Annotated in this window: 18 protein-coding genes and 2 tRNA genes; 8 read left to right on the top strand and 12 right to left on the bottom strand. The window is 67.1% G+C overall.

Annotation, left to right across the window (positions count from 1 at the left end):
* Positions 1-52: 52 nt before the first annotated feature.
* A complete protein-coding gene (gene leuD / locus ACFOW8_RS16260; RefSeq protein WP_378551462.1) occupies positions 53-661 on the bottom strand; it encodes a 3-isopropylmalate dehydratase small subunit in 609 nt (202 codons plus the stop codon).
* A 30-nt stretch (positions 662-691) separates the two neighbouring features.
* On the bottom strand, positions 692-2,116 hold the full coding sequence (gene leuC, locus ACFOW8_RS16255; protein WP_378551461.1) for a 3-isopropylmalate dehydratase large subunit: 1,425 nt from the start codon (positions 2,114-2,116) through the stop codon (positions 692-694).
* 63 nt (positions 2,117-2,179) lie between these two features.
* On the opposite strand from leuC, the gene ACFOW8_RS16250 reads away from it, so the two are divergent.
* A complete protein-coding gene (locus tag ACFOW8_RS16250) occupies positions 2,180-2,881 on the top strand; it encodes an IclR family transcriptional regulator (RefSeq protein ID WP_378551460.1) in 702 nt (233 codons plus the stop codon).
* Between the two features lie 43 nt (positions 2,882-2,924).
* Here ACFOW8_RS16250 and ACFOW8_RS16245 read toward each other — a convergent pair.
* The 4 genes from ACFOW8_RS16245 to ACFOW8_RS16230 all read right to left on the bottom strand — a co-directional run bounded on the left by ACFOW8_RS16245 (position 2,925) and on the right by ACFOW8_RS16230 (position 5,553).
* Positions 2,925-2,997 (bottom strand) — tRNA-Glu (locus ACFOW8_RS16245).
* A gap of 28 nt (positions 2,998-3,025) precedes the next feature.
* Positions 3,026-3,097 (bottom strand) — tRNA-Gln (locus ACFOW8_RS16240).
* A 188-nt stretch (positions 3,098-3,285) separates the two neighbouring features.
* On the bottom strand, positions 3,286-4,761 hold the full coding sequence (gene gltX, locus ACFOW8_RS16235; RefSeq protein ID WP_378551459.1) for a glutamate--tRNA ligase: 1,476 nt from the start codon (positions 4,759-4,761) through the stop codon (positions 3,286-3,288).
* 18 nt (positions 4,762-4,779) lie between these two features.
* Positions 4,780-5,553, bottom strand: coding sequence for a fumarylacetoacetate hydrolase family protein (locus ACFOW8_RS16230; RefSeq protein WP_378551458.1), 774 nt, complete (start codon positions 5,551-5,553; stop codon positions 4,780-4,782).
* 331 nt (positions 5,554-5,884) lie between these two features.
* Here ACFOW8_RS16230 and ACFOW8_RS16225 point away from each other — a divergent pair, with 331 nt between their 5' ends.
* Positions 5,885-7,018, top strand: coding sequence for an MFS transporter (locus ACFOW8_RS16225; protein WP_378552033.1), 1,134 nt, complete (start codon positions 5,885-5,887; stop codon positions 7,016-7,018).
* 40 nt (positions 7,019-7,058) lie between these two features.
* Here the strand turns inward: ACFOW8_RS16225 and ACFOW8_RS16220 are convergent, their stop codons facing one another.
* The 3 genes from ACFOW8_RS16220 to serA all read right to left on the bottom strand — a co-directional run bounded on the left by ACFOW8_RS16220 (position 7,059) and on the right by serA (position 10,594).
* Entirely contained in the window at positions 7,059-7,661 is a 603-nt protein-coding gene (locus ACFOW8_RS16220) for a Uma2 family endonuclease (protein ID WP_378551457.1), read from the bottom strand.
* A 207-nt stretch (positions 7,662-7,868) separates the two neighbouring features.
* Complete coding sequence (locus ACFOW8_RS16215) at positions 7,869-8,876, bottom strand: 3-isopropylmalate dehydrogenase (RefSeq protein ID WP_378551456.1); 1,008 nt, start codon at positions 8,874-8,876, stop codon at positions 7,869-7,871.
* 119 nt (positions 8,877-8,995) lie between these two features.
* Positions 8,996-10,594: a phosphoglycerate dehydrogenase gene (serA, locus tag ACFOW8_RS16210; RefSeq protein WP_378551455.1), complete on the bottom strand. Its 1,599-nt coding sequence runs from the start codon at positions 10,592-10,594 to the stop codon at positions 8,996-8,998.
* A 134-nt stretch (positions 10,595-10,728) separates the two neighbouring features.
* Between serA and ACFOW8_RS16205 the strand changes: the two genes are divergently transcribed.
* Positions 10,729-11,538 carry a nucleotidyltransferase domain-containing protein gene (locus ACFOW8_RS16205; RefSeq protein WP_378551454.1) on the top strand — a complete coding sequence of 270 codons (810 nt, stop codon included), beginning with the start codon at positions 10,729-10,731 and terminating at the stop codon, positions 11,536-11,538.
* A 237-nt stretch (positions 11,539-11,775) separates the two neighbouring features.
* On the opposite strand, the gene ACFOW8_RS16200 is transcribed toward ACFOW8_RS16205, so the two are convergent.
* Positions 11,776-11,979 (bottom strand): cold-shock protein, encoded by a 204-nt coding sequence (locus ACFOW8_RS16200; protein ID WP_019048280.1) that lies wholly within the window; start codon positions 11,977-11,979, stop codon positions 11,776-11,778.
* A 393-nt stretch (positions 11,980-12,372) separates the two neighbouring features.
* Here ACFOW8_RS16200 and ACFOW8_RS16195 point away from each other — a divergent pair, with 393 nt between their 5' ends.
* Complete coding sequence (locus ACFOW8_RS16195) at positions 12,373-13,155, top strand: MHYT domain-containing protein (protein ID WP_378551453.1); 783 nt, start codon at positions 12,373-12,375, stop codon at positions 13,153-13,155.
* Here the strand turns inward: ACFOW8_RS16195 and ACFOW8_RS16190 are convergent.
* Positions 13,152-13,355, bottom strand: coding sequence for a cold-shock protein (locus ACFOW8_RS16190; RefSeq protein ID WP_378551452.1), 204 nt, complete (start codon positions 13,353-13,355; stop codon positions 13,152-13,154). The two genes, ACFOW8_RS16195 and ACFOW8_RS16190, sit on opposite strands and share 4 nt — an antisense overlap.
* 228 nt (positions 13,356-13,583) lie before the next feature.
* On the opposite strand from ACFOW8_RS16190, the gene ACFOW8_RS16185 reads away from it, so the two are divergent.
* Positions 13,584-14,879 carry a hypothetical protein gene (locus ACFOW8_RS16185; RefSeq protein ID WP_378551451.1) on the top strand — a complete coding sequence of 432 codons (1,296 nt, stop codon included), beginning with the start codon at positions 13,584-13,586 and terminating at the stop codon, positions 14,877-14,879.
* 166 nt (positions 14,880-15,045) lie between these two features.
* Complete coding sequence (locus ACFOW8_RS16180; RefSeq protein ID WP_378551450.1) at positions 15,046-15,690, top strand: hypothetical protein; 645 nt, start codon at positions 15,046-15,048, stop codon at positions 15,688-15,690.
* A 359-nt stretch (positions 15,691-16,049) separates the two neighbouring features.
* Here ACFOW8_RS16180 and ACFOW8_RS16175 read toward each other — a convergent pair whose 3' ends face one another.
* Entirely contained in the window at positions 16,050-17,390 is a 1,341-nt protein-coding gene (locus ACFOW8_RS16175) for a DNA cytosine methyltransferase (RefSeq protein ID WP_378551449.1), read from the bottom strand.
* Between the two features lie 183 nt (positions 17,391-17,573).
* Between ACFOW8_RS16175 and ACFOW8_RS16170 the strand changes: the two genes are divergently transcribed.
* Entirely contained in the window at positions 17,574-17,960 is a 387-nt protein-coding gene (locus tag ACFOW8_RS16170) for a very short patch repair endonuclease (protein ID WP_378551448.1), read from the top strand.
* A 64-nt stretch (positions 17,961-18,024) separates the two neighbouring features.
* Positions 18,025-18,801, top strand: coding sequence for an NgoMIV family type II restriction endonuclease (locus ACFOW8_RS16165; RefSeq protein ID WP_378551447.1), 777 nt, complete (start codon positions 18,025-18,027; stop codon positions 18,799-18,801).
* The last annotated feature ends 1 nt before the right edge of the window (position 18,802 follow it).

The following is an 18,802-nucleotide window of genomic DNA, read 5'->3' as shown; positions in this document are numbered from 1 at the left end:
CACACGTCCAGCTACCGCCCCCAGGGGATGCGCCGCCAATCGCCCGAGGTGATTACGCCTGCGAAATAGGCTCCGGCAGGGTCACGGGTTTCCAAGACGGCCTAGCCTTTTCGAACTCGCCGATCGTGTCGGCCTGCCGCAGCGTGAGCCCGATGTCGTCCAAACCCTCCAGCAGACGCCACCGCGTGTAGTCGTCAATATCGAACGGCAACACGACGGTTCCCGCCGTCACCGTGCGTGCCGCGAGGTCGACAACCAATTCCAGACCCGGCTGTTCCTCGATCAGCTTCCACAGCATTTCGACATCGTTCTGTGACATCTGCGCGGCCAACAGGCCGCCCTTACCCGCATTCCCGCGGAAGATGTCGGCGAAACGCGAGGAGATGACGACCCGAAAGCCGTAGTCCGACAGCGCCCACACCGCGTGCTCCCTGGAGGACCCGGTCCCGAAATCCGGTCCGGCCACCAGGACGCTGCCGCGCGAGTACGGCTCGGTGTTCAGAATGAAGTCGGGATCGGCCCGCCACCCGGCGAACAGCCCGTCCTCGAAACCGGTACGGGTCACCCGCTTCAGGTAAACCGCCGGGATGATCTGGTCGGTGTCGACATTGGACCGGCGCAGCGGTACCCCGATGCCTTTGTGAACAGTGAAGGCTTCCATAACGATTCTCCTTCGATCGTGGCGGGCTGGTCAGGCCAGGTCGGCGGGCGCGGACAGGGTGCCGCGGACCGCGGTGGCGGCCGCGACCGGCGGGGACACCAGGTGGGTACGGCCACCCTTGCCCTGCCTACCTTCGAAATTGCGGTTCGAGGTGGAGGCGCAGCGCTGGCCGGGCGAGAGCTGATCGGGATTCATGCCGAGGCACATCGAGCAGCCGGCCTGGCGCCATTCCGCGCCCGCGGCGGTGAAAATCTCGCCGAGTCCTTCTTTTTCCGCCTGTGCCCGCACCTTCATCGACCCGGGTACGACCAGCATTCGCACGCCCTCGGCGACGTGGCGTCCCTTCAAAACATCGGCGACCGCGCGCAAATCCTCGATCCGCCCGTTGGTGCAGGAGCCGACGAATACGGTGTCGACGGTGACCTCACGCAGCGGCATTCCCGGCGTCAAGTCCATGTAGTGCAGCGCCTTCTCGGCGGCCTCTCGCTCGGTCTCGTCGGTGATCTGGGCCGGATCAGGCACGTTCGCGCCGAGCGGCAGCCCCTGGCCGGGGTTGGTACCCCAGGTGACGAACGGGGTGAGCGCGTTCGCGTCGATGTGGACCTCGGCGTCGAAAACGGCGCCCTCGTCGGTCTTCAGCGCGTCCCAGGCGGCCACGGCGGCATCCCAGTCGGCACCCTGCGGTGCGTGCGGACGGCCTTTCAGGAATTCGTAGGTCACCTCGTCGGGCGCGATCATGCCCGCTCGCGCGCCCGCCTCGATGGACATGTTGCAGATGGTCATCCGCGCTTCCATCGACAACTTGCGGATCGCCTCGCCGCGATACTCCAGCACATAGCCCTGGCCGCCGCCGGTGCCGATCTGCGCGATCACTGCCAGGATCAGGTCCTTGCTCGTCACGCCAGGGGCCAGTTCGCCGTCGACGGTGATGGCCATCGTCTTGAACGGGCGCAGCGACAGCGTCTGGGTGGCGAGCACGTGCTCGACCTCGCTGGTGCCGATGCCCATGGCCAGCGCGCCGAACGCGCCGTGGGTGGAGGTGTGGCTGTCGCCGCACACCACCGTCATCCCCGGCTGGGTCAGCCCGAGCTGCGGACCGACCACGTGCACGATGCCCTGCTCGGCATCGCCCATCGGATGCAGCCGCACGCCGAACTCGGCGCAGTTGCGGCGCAGCGTCTCCACCTGGGTGCGCGAGATCGGGTCGGCGATGGGCTTGTCGATGTCGACGGTGGGGACGTTGTGGTCCTCGGTGGCGATGGTGAGGTCGGGGCGGCGCACCGGCCTGCCCGCCGCGCGGAGCCCGTCGAAGGCCTGCGGGCTGGTCACCTCGTGCACGAGGTGGAGATCGATGTAGATCAGATCGGGTTCGCGGGCGGAACCGTCGCCGCCGCCCGGGACGACGACATGCTGGTCCCACACCTTCTCGGCCAGTGTGCGAGCGCGCTCGGCCATTGCTTGATCACCTTTCGACGGACATACTTGGTATCTCAACATATGAGAAGTTAGTATCGTTCTATGAGACAGCATAGCGGTATCGGTGTCCTCGACAAAGCCGTGGCGGTGCTCTACGCCGTCGCGGACGAGCCATGCGGTCTCAACGACCTGTGCACCCGCACCGGCCTGCCCCGCGCCACGGCGCACCGGCTCGCGGTCGGGCTGGAGACGCACCGGCTGCTCGCCAGGGACGGCAACGGGCTGTGGCGGCCGGGGCCTGCGCTCAGCGAACTGTCGGCGGGGGCCAGCGATCCACTCGTGGAAGCCGCAGGGGCCATTCTGCCCCGCCTGCGCGAGATCACCGGCGAGAGTGTCCAGCTGTACTGCCGGGACGGCAACGCGCGGGTGTGCGTGGCGGCCCTGGAGCCACCGGTCGGCCTGCGCGACACCGTGCCGGTCGGTTCCCGGCTACCGCTCACCGCGGGCTCGGCGGCGAAGGTCCTGATGGCGTGGGCCGATCCGGAGCTGCAGCGCACGGTGCTGGCCGACGCGGTGTTCGGCGATCGGGCGCTGGCCGAGGTGCGCAAGCGAGGCTGGGCGCAGAGCGCCGCCGAGCGGGCCCAGGGCGTGGCGAGCGTCTCGGCGCCGGTGCGTGACGCGGCGGGCGCGGTGGTGGCCGCGGTGTCGGTGTCGGGCCCGATCGATCGGATGGGTAGACGGCCAGGCGCACGCTGGGCGGCCGATCTGGTGGCGGCGGCCGAGGCGCTACACAAGCGGCTGTGAACGAGAAAGACCCCCGGCCGCGAGCGACCGGGGGTCTGCACTGTAGTCCCGACGGGATTTGAACCCGCGCTACCGCCTTGAGAGGGCGGCGTCCTAGGCCGCTAGACGACGGGACCAGGACGATTTCACCGAAGCGAAATCTTGCTGGGGTACCAGGACTCGAACCTAGAATGGCTGAACCAGAATCAGCTGTGTTGCCAATTACACCATACCCCAAGGATGGAAACGCCCGGCCTGCGTCTCACCGGCTGGTTGTCGGTGTTGCGAGGCCGTGTTCCGCGGCGAGGAGAAGATTACCAAACACAGTGGGGTAAACTACAAATCGCCTGGTCAGATGCCTATTTTTCGCTGTTTCCCACCTGCCGGGGCGGCCGCGGACCCACCGCGGACCGCCCCGGACGCGCTCATTCGGCCGCGGGCATCCAACCGCGCGCGGCGCGCAGGCGTTCCAGCGACACTTCGCGGCCGAGCAGTTCCATCGACTCGTACAGCGGCGGGCTGATGTGCGAGCCCGTCACGGCGACGCGCACCGGCGCGAAGGCCTTGCGCGGCTTGAGCCCGAGATCGTCGATCAGCGCCTGCTTCAGCGCCTCTTCCAGCGCGGGGGTCGTCCACTCGGCCAGCGGCTCCACCGCCGCGATGGCAGCGTCGAGCACCGGATCGGCGTCGGCGCCCAGATTCTTGGACCCGGCCGCCTGGTCGATCGCGAAGTCCGCGGGCGCGACGAACAGGAATTTCAGCAGGTCCCAGGCGTCGCCGAGCACCACGATGCGGGTCTGCACGAGGTCGGCGGCGGCGAGGAAGGTCTTCTCGTCGATATCGGCACCGATATGCCCCAGCCCGGTGAGGTACTCACGCAGCCGGTGGCCGAAATCACCCGGATCGAGCAAGCGAATCTGCTCGGCATTGATCGCGTCGGCCTTCTTCTGGTCGAAGCGGGCCGGATTCGAATTCACCGTGGAAATGTCGAACGCGGCGACCATCTCCGCCATGGAGAACACATCGCGGTCCTCGGCGATACTCCAGCCGAGCAGCGCGAGGTAATTCAGCAAACCCTCAGGGATGAATCCACGGTCGCGGTGGACGAACAGATTCGATTCGGGATCACGCTTGGACAGCTTCTTGTTGCCCTGCCCCATCACGAATGGCAGATGCCCGAACTGCGGTGTGAACTCGGCGACCCCGATCCGCCGCAGCGCCGCATACAACGCGAGCTGCCGCGGCGTCGACGAGAGCAGATCCTCACCGCGCAGAACATGCGTGATCCGCATCAATGCGTCGTCGACCGGATTGACCAGCGTATAGAGCGGATCGCCATTACCGCGGGTAAGCGCGAAGTCCGGCACGGTGCCCGCTTTGAAGGTGGTCTCTCCGCGTACGAGATCGTTCCAGCTGAGATCTTCGTCGGGCATCCGCAACCGGATCACCGCGGGCCTGCCCTCGGCCCTGTAGGCCATGATCTGCTCGGCCGTCAGGTCGCGATCGAAATTGTCGTAGCCGAGTTTCGGATCACGTCCCGCCGCGCGATGGCGGGCTTCCACCTCGTCCGGCGTCGAGAACGACTCGTAGGCCTCGCCCGCCTCGACCAGCTTGCGCACGATCTCGAGGTGCTGATCGCGGCGCTGGGACTGCCGGTACGGCTCGTACGGTCCGCCGACCTCGGGCCCCTCGTCCCAGTTCAGTCCCAGCCAGCGCAACGCGTCCAGGATCGCGCGGTAGGAATCCTCGGAATCGCGTGCGGCGTCGGTGTCTTCGATCCGGAAGACGAAGGTGCCGCCGTGGTGGCGCGCGTACGCCCAGTTGAACAGCGCCGTGCGGATCAGGCCGACGTGCGGCGTGCCGGTCGGCGACGGGCAGAAACGGACCCGTACTTCAGTCATGACTCTCTCTCCGCGGTATCAGCGCTTGGTGGCAACGGGATTGGTGAGGGTGCCGATGCCCTCGACGGTGACCGAGACGTTCTGTCCGGCGCCGAGCGGGCCGACGCCCTCAGGTGTGCCGGTGAGGATCACATCGCCGGGCAGCAGCGTCATCACGGCCGACACCCACTCGATGATCTTCGGGATGTCGTGCAGGAACAGCGAGGTGCGGCTGCGCTGGCGGATCTCGCCGTCGACCTCGGTGACCAGTTCCAGATCGGCTGGGTCGAGCGTGGTTTCGATCCACGGGCCGAGCGGGCAGAAGGTGTCGTAACCCTTGGCGCGGGTCCACTGCCCGTCGTGGCGCTGCTGGTCGCGGGCGGTGACGTCGTTGGCGACGGTGTAGCCGAGGATCACCTCGGCGGCCTTGGCGGCGGGCACGTCCTTGCACGGCCTGCCGATCACCACGGCCAGTTCGCCCTCGTAGTCCACCTGGGAAGAGCTGGGCGGCAGGATGATCGGCGCGTTGGGACCGACGATCGAAGTGTTGGGCTTGATGAAGATCACCGGGTCGACCGGCGCTTCGCCGCCCATCTCGGCCGCGTGGGCGGCGTAGTTCTTGCCGATGCAGATCACCTTGCTCGCCAGGATCGGCGCCAGCAGGCGCACATCGGCCAGCGGCCAGCTCCGCCCGGTGAACGTCGGGGTGCCGAACGGGTGTTCGGCGATCTCCTTGGCGACGGCGTCGCTTCCGTCGCCGTCGATGCTGACGAACGCGACTCCATCGGGACTGGCAACTCGACCTAAGCGCATGCCCGGAGTCTATCGAGGCACGCCCACCTGCCCGAACGCGGCAGGGAAGCGCGGTCCGCGGGCCCGGCGGGCTCACACCGATGTGATTCGAAGCCGGTGTCCGCGTGTGAGATTCGCCATCCGCGCCGACGCCGCCCAGTGTGACCTGTCAGACACCTGATCGGGGGCGAACAATCCGGCGTCACGGGTGTACCGTGATCTCAATGTTCAGTTTATGAGACATCAATCTCAAATATTGAGATGCAATCGTGCAATCCGGCGAGGTGGGAACGTGACTGAGGTACGGCCGACGGCCGCGACGACCGGGATCGGTGACGGCAGGCGCTGGCTGATGCTCGCGCTCGGCGTGTTCGCCCAGACGGCGAGCTCGATCTTCATCCACGGCACCCCGTTCCTGCTGCCGGCGCTCACCGCCCGCGGCGATTCGCTGGTCGCGGCGGGCGCGCTGGTGGCCCTGCCCACCGTCGGCCTGGTGTGCACGCTGATCGCCTGGGGCTATGTGGTGGACCGGATCGGCGAGCGGGTGGTCCTGGTCGCGGGCACGGCGTTGATGTTCGTCGCCGGCGTCGCGGCGGCCCTGGTGGACGATCCGTTCGCGTTCGGCGCGTTGCTGTTCCTCGGCGGGATCGGCGCGGCCAGTTCCAACGGTGCCAGCGGCCGGGTCATCGTCGGCTGGTTCCCGCCGGACCGTCGTGGCCTCGCCATGGGCATCCGGCAGACCGCCCAGCCGCTCGGTGTCGGGCTGGCCGCGCTCAGCATTCCCTGGGTCGCCGGGCAGCACGGTATTCCCGCGGCCCTGCTGGTTCCCGCGCTGATGGCGGGAGTCGCCGCCGTCGGTTGCCTGATCGGCATCATCGATCCGCCACGTCCACCGGCCGCGGCGGCCGACCGCGCCAACCCGTACCGGGGCAACGCGACCCTGTGGCGCATCCACATCGTCTCGATTCTGCTGGTGTTCCCGCAGGCCACCCTGTGGACCTTCGCACTGCTGTGGCTGCACCGCGACCTGGGCTGGTCACTGGCGGCGGCGGGCGCGCTGATGACGGTGACCCAGTTCCTCGGCGCCGCCGGGCGAATCGGGGCGGGCGCCTGGTCGGACCGAGTCGGCAGCCGGTTGGGTCCGCTGCGTCAGGTGGCGATCGCCGCCGTCATCGCGATGACCGCGCTCACGGTGACGGCGTGGACCGACTGGTGGTGGCTAGCCGTCCCGCTGATGGTGGCCGCCTCGGTGATCTCGGTGTCGGACAACGGCTTGGCCTTCACCGCCGTGGCCGAGATCGCGGGCCCGTTCTGGAGCGGGCGCGGGCTCGGTATTCAGAACACCGGTCAGAACCTGGCCATCGCGGCCGTCCCACCGGTTTTCGGCGCCCTGATCGCGGCCACCGGGTTTCCGGCCGCTTTCGCAGTCGCCGCGATCACAGCTGCCGCAGCGGTCCCACTCGTGCCACGGTCCACCGGAAAATGAAGGTACCGCACCGCATTTCGCTGATCCGCCGCGGCGCCGGTCAGAACTCGATCAGCTGGGCAGGGTCGAACTCCACCCGTGCGCCGTCAACGCCAGGGACTTCGGCGGTGAAGATCGCACCCGCACTCACCGGTGGATCCGCGCGATAGGATCCGGCATCGAGCCGGAGGCGGAGAACGCGAACGTCGGCACGATGCTCCACGATCCAGTATTCCGGGATACCCAGCTCCGCGTACTCACGGACTTTCCGAACCCGGTCGGTGCGCTCGCTACCGGTTCCCGAGGAAACTACTTCGACGGCGAGCGGCAGATCGAGACCCGGCAGCAGCTTCGGCACTTCGTCGATGATCACCGTTCGCGCGACATCCCGCGGAACGACGAGGATGTCGGGCTTGCGGACTCCGTTCGGCGTGCTGACTTCCCACTCGCCTCCGTCGAGCACCACCAGGGAGTCATCGGGCACGGCCTCCTGCAGAACTCGGCTCAGACGCCTGGCGATCCAGTGGTGCCGAGCCCCCGCAGCCACCTCGATCAGCCACTCGTCCTCGAGTTCGAAGCCTTTGCCGTCTTCGGGAAGTTCGTGCAGATCGAGAACAGTGTATGGGCCGAAACCGCTAGCACCGACTGCGCGGTCCACGGTCATCTCGCCTCCAGATCTGCGGCCGTTCGGTACCGGACGACGCGTCGCCACTGGCCTGACAGTGTCACTGGTCTGTTGTCATCCTAGAGCGAGGTACCAAGATTCTTGGTACCTCTCGCACAGACAGCTGATCGACGCGCGAGGCCTCCGACTGGACAGCGAAGGCCCGCCCCGGTGCGATCCGGGGCGGGCCCTCGAGTTTCGGCGTCCTCAGACGATGGCGGCGATCCGGTCGCCCACCTCGAGGGTGGAGGCGGTGCCGGTGCGCGAGGCCAGGTCCTTGGCGACGGCGGATTCGATGCGCGCGGCGCCCTCGGTGTTGCCGAGATGGTTGAGCAGCAGCGAGACCGACAGGATGGCGGCCGTCGGGTCGGCCTTGGACTGGCCCGCGATATCGGGGGCGCTGCCGTGGACCGGCTCGAACATCGACGGGTTGACGCCGGAGGCGTCGATGTTGCCGGAGGCGGCCAGGCCGATGCCACCGCTGACGGCGGCGGCGAGGTCGGTGATGATGTCGCCGAACAAGTTGTCGGTGACGATCACGTCGAAGCGGCCCGGGTCGGTCACCATGTGGATGGTGGCGGCGTCGATGTGCTGGTAGGCGGTCTGCACCTCGGGGAACTCGGCGGCGACCTCGGTCACGGTGCGCTGCCACAGCGACCCGGCGAAGGTGAGCACGTTGTTCTTGTGCACCAGGGTCAGGTGCTTGCGGCGGGCCTGCGCGGTGGCGAAGGCGTAGCGCACGACGCGCTCGATGCCGAAGCGGGTGTTGGTCGACACCTCGGTGGCCACCTCGTGCGGGGTCTCCACGCGAATCGCGCCACCGGTTCCGGTGTAGGGGCCCTCGGTGCCCTCACGGACGACCACGAAGTCGATGTCGGGGTTGCCGGCCAGCGGGCTGGTGACGCCGGGGAACAGCCGCGAGGGCCGCAGGTTCACGTGATGGTCCAGCGCGAAGCGGGTCTTCAGCAGCAGTCCGCGCTCGAGCACACCGCTGGGCACCGACGGGTCGCCGATCGCGCCGAGCAGGATCGCGTCGTGTTGCTTCAGCTCCGGCAGCACCGATTCGGGCAGGATCTCGCCGGTGCGGTGGTAGCGGGCGGCGCCGAGGTCGTATTCGGTCTTCTCGACGCCGGGAACGACCACGTCGAGCACCTTGAGCGCCTCGGCGATGACCTCGGGACCGATGCCGTCACCGGCGATGACTGCGAGTTTCATGAACAAGCTCCGTTCGAAGTCGGGGCGGGGGCGGGCCGCGCCACGGATACAGGTGCGCGCCGTCACCGCGAGGTGACGGCGCGCAGCTGCCGATGTCCCGGCGAGCGGGACGTCACAACTCAGCTCAGGTCGACCAGCACGACCTTGGCGGCACCGACCGCCTCGGCGATCGCGGTCTGCACCTCGGCGGGCACCTCGCGGTTGACCCGCAGAACCACGGTGGCGCCTTCGGAGTCGACGTCCTGGCTCAGCTGCGCGGCCAGGATGTCGATCTCGGCCTCGCCCAGCTTGGTACCGATCTTGCCCAGGGCGCCCGGCTTGTCGCTGTAGTTCAGCACGGCCAGGTTCAGGCCCTCGGCGCGCATGTCGTAGTTGCGGCCGTTGATGTTGACGATCTTGTCGACCAGGTTCGGCTCGGTCAGCGTGCCCGCCACGTTCAGGGTGGTGCCGTCGCCGAACACGGCGCGCAGGTCGACCATGCTTCGGTGGTTGGGGCTCTCGGTGGCGGTGGTGACGGTGGCGGTGATGCCACGGTCCTTGGCCAGCGCCGGGGCGTTGACGAAGGTGACCTGGTCCTCGACCAGTGCCGAGAACACCCCACGCAGCGCCGAGAGCTCCAGTACGGCCACGTCCTGGGCGGCGAGCTCACCGCGCACCTGCACCTCGACGCTGACCGGCAGCTCGTTGGCGATGGCACCGAGCAGCGCGCCCTGCTTGCGCACGACATCGAGCCACGGGGCGACGACATCGTTGACGGCGCCGCCGGTGACGTTCACCGCGCCCGGCACGAACTCGCCTGCCAGTGCCAGCAGCACCGACTTGGCGACATCGGTGCCCGCACGGTCCTGCGCCTCGGCGGTGGAGGCACCCAGGTGCGGGGTCACCACGACCTGCGGCAGGTCGAACAGCGGGCTGTCGGTGCACGGCTCGGTCTCGAACACGTCGAGGCCAGCGGCACGCACGTGGCCGGAGTTGATCGAGTCGGCCAGTGCCTGCTCGTCGATCAGGCCACCGCGGGCGGCGTTGACGATGATGACGCCCGGCTTGGTCTTGGCCAGCGCCTCGGCGTTGAGCATGCCCTTGGTCTCGGGGGTCTTGGGCAGGTGGATCGAGATGAAGTCGGCCCGTTCGAGCACCTCGTCCAGGCTCAGCAGTTCGATGCCGAGCTGGGCGGCGCGCGCAGGCGAGGTGTAGGGGTCGTAGGCGACGATCTTGGTCTCGAACGCGGCAAGGCGCTGCGCGAACAGCTGGCCGATGCGGCCGAGGCCGATGACGCCGACGGTCTTGCCGAGGATCTCGACACCGTTGAACTTGCTGCGCTGCCAGGTCTTCTCACGCAGGGTCGCATCGGCGGCCGGGATCTGACGGGCGGCGGAGAGCAGCAGGGTGACCGCGTGCTCGGCGGCGGTGTGGATGTTGGAGGTCGGCGCGTTGACGACCATCACGCCGCGCTCGGTGGCGGCGGGCACGTCGACATTGTCGAGGCCGACGCCGGCACGGGCGACGATCTGCAGCTTCTTGCCCGCGTCGAGCACCTCGGCGTCGACGGTGGTGGCGGAACGCACGAGCAGCGCGTCGGCCTCGGGGACCGCGGCGAGCAGGGCCGGGCGGTCGGGGCCGTCGACCCAGCGAACCTCGACACCGTCACCGAGCGCGTCGACGGTCGACTGGGCGAGCTTGTCGGCGATCAGAACAACAGGACGGCCTGCTTGGCTCACTGTGGGGTACTCCTGGGGAAGAAAGGGGGTCGGCAGTTACCGCCGCCAAGAATAGTCGCCGGGGTTCGGGTGCCCTTACCCCCCTGCCCGAAAACCGGATGAACCCTCGACGCCACCGCCCTTAACATCACCGCATGTCATTGCGTTCCCTCCCCGACTCGATGGATCCGGCCGCGGTGGCCGCCGTCGACGCCGAGCTCGACCGGGTGACGGGCGAGCACGGTGTCACCATCCGGCTGGCCATCGAAAGCGGCAGCCGCGCTTGGGGTTTCCCATCCCCCGATTCCGACTACGACTGCCGGTTCGTCTACGTGGCCGGGCTGTCGACCTACCTGTCGCCGTGGCGGACCCGCGATGTCATCGAGACGCCGCTGGTCGGCCTGCTCGATGTGAACGGCTGGGATCTGGCCAAGGCGCTGCGACTGCTGGTGCAGGGCAATGCCGTGCTCATCGAGTGGCTGATGTCACCCATCGTCTACCGCGGCGACGAGGCGTTCCGCGCCCGGTTGCGCGAGGTGGCGGTGGCGGTGGCCGATCGCGACCGGGTCGCGCGGCACTATCTGCACCTGGGCTCACGGCAGTGGGCGCTGTACAGGCGCACCGGCGGCTTGAAGAAGGTGTTCTACGCGCTGCGACCCGCGATGGCGCTGCGCTGGTTGGGTGAGCATCCCGGCGCCGCGGTGGCGCCGATGCATCTGCCGACGCTGCTGGCCGAATGCGATCTGTCCGCGGAGCTGCGCGACGCGGTGACCGAGTTGACCGAGCTGAAGTCGCGGACCAGGGAGATGGGCACCGGTGCCCTGCCGACACCGATCGCGGAGTTCGTGACGACCGAGTTCGAGCAGGCGGCCACGGTGTTCTCGGCCAAGGAACCGCGCGACCTGACCGCGGCGCGGGCGATCACCGACGAATTCTTCCGCGCCGAGGCACTCGCCGCGGGGTGAAGACCAGGCAACGCCGGAACTCCTCCGTCGCACCTATGGACCCTAGGCGCCGATTCCGGGCGGCATGGGGTCCATGGCGGGTCGGGGTCGGGTGTGTCGCGCACACCGGGCCGCACCGGCAAACGAGGTGCAACCACATCGCGTGGCCGCGACCGCGACAACCGTCACCGGCCCCGAACGCAGCAAAGCCCCGTACCGGTGTACCGGCACGAGGCTTGGCGATTCTCCCGAGGGACGCTAGATGACGCGAACGTCCTGCGCCTGCGGGCCCTTCTGGCCCTGACCGATCTCGAACTCCACGCGCTGCCCCTCGTCGAGGGAGCGGAAGCCCGAGCCGCTGACAGCCGAGTAGTGCACGAAGACGTCGGGCCCGCCGCCGTCTTGCGCGATGAAGCCGAAGCCCTTCTCGCTGTTGAACCACTTCACAATGCCCTGAGCCATTTCCAAACTTTCCTGTAGACGAGCCAGGTCCTAATAGTCCGGTCCCGGTCTCGCCATCAACAATGCCATGATCCGACGAATTCAGCCACACCCGTCTTCGCCGACTGTGAGGAACCCAACCCCGGCCCGACGGCGTCTGGTGCCGTCACACAGCCACTGCCGGATGCTCGGAGTATGCCGAGATGGTTGCCCGAGGGATGCCGGAGCGCCGCGATCCCACCTTATGAACCAACCGTCCAGAACCATCGCGGAACCCGGCGCAACCCGGAGGACGGCCGCCGTCAGCGCCCCTAGAAATTTACGGAAATCGAGTACGGCAAATTCACTACCAGCGTACTTTCCGTGAACATGCGGGCATCGGACGCCTCGCGGAGAACGCGCTAGGAGTGGAACGTGCTGGACATCAACCATTTCACCTACGGCTGGACCACCCCGGTACTGGCCTATCTCATGTCGTTCCTCGGTTCGATGCTGGCACTACGGTGCATGGTTCGCTCGCGCGCGTCCGGTAACCACGGCGGCTGGCTCACCGCCGCGGCTATCGCGCTCGGCGGAACCGGCATCTGGGTCATGCATTTCATCGCCATGCTCGGTTTCTCCGTCCACGGCGCCACCATCCGCTACAACGTCCCGATCACGTTGTTCAGCGCCGCCATCGCGATGGCCGTGGTGTGGCTCGGCTTATCGATCGTGGTGCGGCGCGGCTGGGACAGCGCGGCGCTGCCGGTCGGCGGCACCATCACCGGGCTCGGGGTCGGCGCGATGCACTATTCCGGCATGTACGCGATGAAGACCGATATCGAGATCGTCTACGACCCGGTCGTGGTCGCCGTCTCGATGGTCATCGCGGTGGTCGCCGCGACGGCCGCGCTGTGGTTCGCCCTGCACATCCACGGCCTGCTCGCCACCATAGGCGCCGCCATGCTGATGGGTGTCGCCGTGTGCGGCATGCACTACACCGGCATGTTCTCGATGAGCGCGCACACCAGCGCCCACGTCGCCCATGCCTCGGGCGCCACCGCATCGCAGCTGCTCACCCCGCTGATCGTGAGTATCAGCATGGTCACCATGATCCTGCTCATGCAGGTAGGCATCACCGAGGCCGAGGACCCCAACCTCACCCGCCCGGTCCACGGCCAGCGCGCCAGCCGCTTCTGGCCGAGCGGCCAGAACTAGAGCGTCCGCACGTGGTGGGCTTCGGGCCCACGCCGGGTCTCCCTGACCCCGAACTCCACCCGCTCACCGGCCCGCAGGGTCCGGAATCCCTCGCCGACGAGTTCGGTGTACTCGACGAAAACCTCGGCTCCGCCCTGGTCGGGGGTGATGAACCCGAACCCTTTGCCGCTGTCGAACCAGCTCACCACGCCGCTCGGCATCAACCAGCCTTCCGAATCATTTGCCTGACATGCTGATTCGTCCATCGTCGCATGCCACGGCCCGCGACACGCGGGCCATGGCGGCGCGATGCCCGTCGACCGGCGGTGGTACTGGATAAACTCCTGGTAGGCCCGCCCGGGCCGGCCGATTCGCGAGAACGGAGAGCCGGTGCACGCGCCCATCGAGCCAGGCCCGCAGGCACCGGACCGACGCGCTGACGCCTGCCGATGAGCCGAAAGCCGACCGCCACCGAGTTCCGCACCGCCGCCGAGGCGGTGACGGTGTTCGTGGCCGCCTCGGTCGCCGTGCTGGCGATCATGCTGCCGATCAGCTTCGCCGATCTCGCCGAATCCCGTCACGTCGACCTGCTGGTATTCAATGTCCCGCGCGCGATGACCGGCGGCGCGTTCGTCGCGGTGCTCACCGCGGCGGTGACCATGGCGGTCGGCAGCGCGCGGGCGGCCTGGTGGACCGCGCTGGTCGGCCTGGCGGGCATCCTGCTGAGCCACCTGCTGCTCGCCCCCGACGTCGACAGCACCGACTTCTCCGGATTGTCGCTGCCGACCCTCAACTTCGTCGACGCCCTGCTGGCCGGAATGGTGGTCGGCGCGCTGGCCGTCGCGGTGTGGCACGAGCCGCAGCTGCGAGCGGTGTATCTGTTCGCGGTGCCCGCCGCCACCATCCTCGGCGACATCACCGAGTCTCCCGCCGACGCGGACTCGGCAGGCTTCGACGGCTTCCTCGGCGGCTCGCTGCCGCTGTGGGTGATCGCGGCCAGCGTCCTCGCCCTCGGCTACCTGGCCGCCACGACCACCATCCACCCGCCCGCGACGCTCGACACCGCGATCCCACTGGCGCCCGTGTTCGCCGCGATCGTCGCGTTCTCGGCGATCCTCGGCACGTCGCTGGCGGTGTCGGTCCGCGCCATCTCGCTCCCGCCCGCGCTGATCGGCGCCGTCGTCGTGGTCGCGGCGGCGACCGTCGCCGCGCTGATCCTGCCCGGCCGCGACGGCGTCCTGCTCCTGCTGATGACCGCGTTCGCCGTGGCGGGCAGCCTGGTACTCACCCTGCCCCGCTCCGGTCTGATCGATGTGGGCACCGTGCTCGCCGTCGGTGCCGGTGTGCTCATCGGCCTGCGCGCACCGCGGGCGCTGGTCGCCGCAGCCTGTGTGCTGGCACTGTCGCTGTTCGTCCTGTTCACCGACCTCTTCGACCCACCCGCCGCGCCCAACGCCGCCGTCGGCTGTCTGGCTCTGGGCGCGGTCTGTGGCTATTGCGTCGGCGCCGCTGTCCCGCACAGTCCCGCCGCCACCACCGTCGGCCTGTCCATCCTGTTCGTCCCCTCCCTCGGAGTCGCGTTGAGCGACAATCTCTTCGGCAATCTCGCCTACTCCCCGTCGTGGTACCGCACCGCCGACGTCGATCGCGGCCCCATCCCGGCAGCGATCGCCGTCGGCATCGCCGTGAGCTGCACCGCGGTCATCGCACTGCTGCACCGGTACCGACCGGCCCCCGCCGAGTAGCCCTTCCACCGAGGCCGGGTTCCCGCTCCCGACCGACCATCGCGCGTTCCCTACCTACGGATCACCTCGCGCACCGGATGAACACCCGGTATCCGTTCACGCGAACGCTGTAGGCAGAACCGCGAGACCACCCCTGCCGCAGCCCGATTCGGGGTATACCGGTCACATGAGTTTCCCGGTGACCTTCGGGCTCGCCCAGATCGGTCTGCTCGCCCTGCTCGCCCTCGCGATCGCCCTGCTGGTCTGGGCCGCGCTCGCGTTCCGCCGCCGCCGCGGCGCCACCGCCGTCCTCGGCCGCGCCGTCCCCGGCCTGGCCCTACTCCTCGTCGCCACCCTCCTACTCTGGATCGCCACCCTCCTCCAGACCTACCTCGGCCTCACCGGCGAGATCACCGCCGCCCACGTAGTCGCGAAACCCGTTGCCGACCAATCCGATCAACTCGAAGTGGAGCTCACCCTCTACGACGACGAAGGCGCCGTCGACACCCGGACCACCCAGCGCATCGAAGGCAACCTCTGGGTCCTGCAAGCCAACATCGTCGAACTCCACCCGTGGGTCAACGCCCTTGGGTTCCACTCCGGTTACAAGATCACCCGGCTCTACGGACAGCGTCTCGACGGGAAAGCCACCCGGCAGGACCACATCTTCCTCAACGGTGGGGATCGCGACTTCTTCGAAGACATGAACGAGAAGAGTTGGTATACATCGCCGTTCGTGCGGTCAGCCTACGGGAACGCGGTGATCGCCACTCCCGGAGAGTACGACGTCATCATCTCCCGCGATGCGATCAAGGTGCGCGCGACCGGCTGAATCAAGAAGGCACCCGCAGCCGCCATCCGGTCCGCCAATCGGTTGCGAGGGCAGAATCTGGTCGGGCGCGGCTGGCCCAGACTTCGCTCGTTGACCAACAAGAGGTTCCCCCGGTTTCTCGGAGAGCTACTCCGAGTTAGCGGGGGAACCTCAACATACGCAATGCCCCGATGGTGGCACCTTCGAGGTTCGCACCTGTCGCAAAGGTTCCTATGTCCATCCAGCAGCATCACGTGATCCAGTCGTCGCGCCACAGCCACTTCGTCACCATCTGGGTAGGGTTAGTCGGATCAGCCGAAGTTCCAGAACCGGAGGATCCTTCGTACCAGCACCAGAACATTCGAGCCGACGCGGGCGGCTCAGCTCACTCTCGAAATATGGTTCCGATAGTATTCGTGCCGAATGTGATCTCCCTGACCCGTAAATGCCCGAAACTCCCCCATTCGATATGCCAGACCGCCAGATCTCTCGGCTTTGACTATCTCAAAATCTTTACCTAGCTGGGAGATTCGACGGTCGATTTCGGGATCACCGATGGAGAGATTCGCGCGATCAGTGATCTGTGCTGCGGTAAGGAAGGTGTCCGGATCCCGTATCGCCTGGTCACGCAGAACCTTGTAGATAGGATCGGTGTGTGGATCGTCGTTGCGCTCGATCGGCTCACCGACGTGGCGAAGCGCGCGGGAAATCGACTGCCCGATCGCTTTGGCAACCGGAGGTGGAAACGCGTTGCCAATCTGTCGGTATTGTGCTGTCTTCTTGCCCGTGAAGATCCACGCAAACTCTCCGTCCCCAGCAGCCTCCAGCTCGGACCGATGTGCTTCGTCCTTGGCGAGGACCCATCCTTGGATGCGTGCGACCATCTCGACCGTCAGTTTCGGGCCGAACTCCGTCATCGGGCGCTTGTCGTACGGCGGCGCGGTGTCGTGCACACCGTAGGCGTCAACCCCGAGTTCCGCCCATGCTCGCTTCGCCCTGGTAGGACCCAGGTCAGCACCGCCATGCTTCTTCGATCCACCGACGATTGTCGGAGCGATGCCGTTTGCTTTCGCGGCCCACGCAGCTGCACCCTTCCAGCCACGTTCCGTCATCAACGGCAGTAGCGTCTCCCCGACTGTCTTGACTTCGCCGGTCGCCTCAGGCCACTTGAAGTACCGGAAATCCTCGGACACCATGGCAACAAGTACAAATCTGGGCCGCAGCTGAGGCACGCCGTAGTCGGATGCTTGGATAAGGCGCCACTCTGCCGAGTAGCCGAACTTGCTGAGCCTGTCCAGCACGTGCTGCCGGTAACCAGCGAAGCGTGGCATGCTCAAGCCACGGACGTTCTCAAGGAGCAGAGCACGGGGTTTCACAACATCAACTTGCTCGACGGCCCACGCAAACAGGTCCCGCTCGTCATTCGCGCCGAGTTGCTTTCCTGCGATGGAGAACGGAGGGCAAGGAACGCCGCCCGCCAGCAAATCTATCTGCCGTCCGCCTTGTCCTTCGGCATCAGGAGCAAAGGCCTTCGGGTTGAACACCGATGGGTTGGCCACGTCACCGACCTCGACCTTCCAGTGCGGGCGGTTACGCTGGATCGTATCCGCAGCAGTTTGGTCGAGTTCGACAGCCAGCTTGTGGTCGAAGCCTGCTCGCTCGAGCCCAAGCGCCTGGCCGCCTGCCCCGGCGCAAATCTCGATGACGCTGAGCTCGGTCACACGGTGTCCCTTCTGCGAAGTGATGTATCGAGCGATCCTGTGGGACGCGGATGACTATCATGCCGTGTAATCAGAGGCCAGTCGAAAGCTGGGTAGTGGATGGACCGAGAAGACTTGTCGCCACCGAAGCCGAGTAGCCGAAGCAGCGTACCGGCGGCATCATCGCCCGGCCGTGGGCGCAACATGCGGGCGATCAGGCGTACCGACACCAAGCCAGAGATCGAGCTGCGGAGCGAGCTGCATCGGCTCGGGTACCGGTTCCGGAAGGACTTCCCGATCGCGGTAGAGGGTCGCAAACCGGTCAGACCAGACATCGTGTTCACGGCTCGCCGGGTTGCGGTTTTCGTCGATGGCTGCTTCTGGCACGCATGCCCCGAGCACGGCAGGGCGCCGACCACTAACGAGTGGTATTGGACACCGAAGCTCCGCCGCAACGTTGCGCGAGATCGAGAAGCGGACGCCGCATTGTCGACGGCTGGGTGGACGGTAGTCAGGGTCTGGGAGCACGAACCGGTCGTATCGGCACTGACCACTGTGGTCGACGAACTCGATCGGGACCCGAACATATGAGCGATCGTAGGTGATCAGGTAGCTGAGGTCACGGCAACCCACCGGCAGAGCTAAGTTGATCGGCATGGGGATGACATTCGGAACGGATCTGCTGGGGTGGAAGCGCAGCCGCAAGAACAAGCTCGGCTGGCAGTGGGTACCGAATACCGCCGACACCGACAACGTGTCCAGCCTCCGGCTATCGGCGGCTGTGCTCGAGTATCTGGGCGCCCCGAATCCGAACGGCGGCGCATCCGATCCAGCCGAACCTCCCGACAACCCAGGTGGGCTGCTAGAAACCCAGGTCGCGGTTGACCTCGCCACCGCGCTTCCGCTGCTGGATCCACAACGCCAGTGGGAGGTCCGCAAGGGGCAGAGCATCGTCAACTATGCGCAGTACAAGCATCTGGCCGCGATGGACCGCGCGATCGCGAATGATCCGAACCTTCGCGTCACCCTCGGGACCGACTACCTGATCAAGCCGGATGTCCTCGTGGGTCTTCTCAACACCCCGACGACGAGCAAACATCCTTGGTTGCATGCAGCGCTTGCCTGCAAATGGACAATTCGGTCCGACCGGGTCCAGAACATCCGTCACGAAAACGGCAATATGATCCGGCATCGGCGGGGACGCCTGCCTCATTTGGTGACCATCACCGCAGAACCGTTGCCGACGCGGCTCGCATCCATCGCGCGCGGCACCGGCGAGGTCGACGCCACCTACCACCTGGCATATCCCGCCATGGCCCAGGCAGTGGCGGCGGTCGGAACTGGCGAACAACAGGACGCGTGGGCAGAGGTCACCGAGCAGGGACGTCTGCTTGACTACACGCAACTCGCTGCGGCGCTCGCTACCTGGTAAC

Source organism: Nocardia rhizosphaerae (genome assembly GCF_042650365.1).
Taxonomy (GTDB): Bacteria; Actinomycetota; Actinomycetes; order Mycobacteriales; family Mycobacteriaceae; genus Nocardia; species Nocardia rhizosphaerae.
The sequence above is the reverse complement of the archived record's forward strand: the minus strand, read 5'-3'. Positions and strand labels throughout refer to the sequence as shown.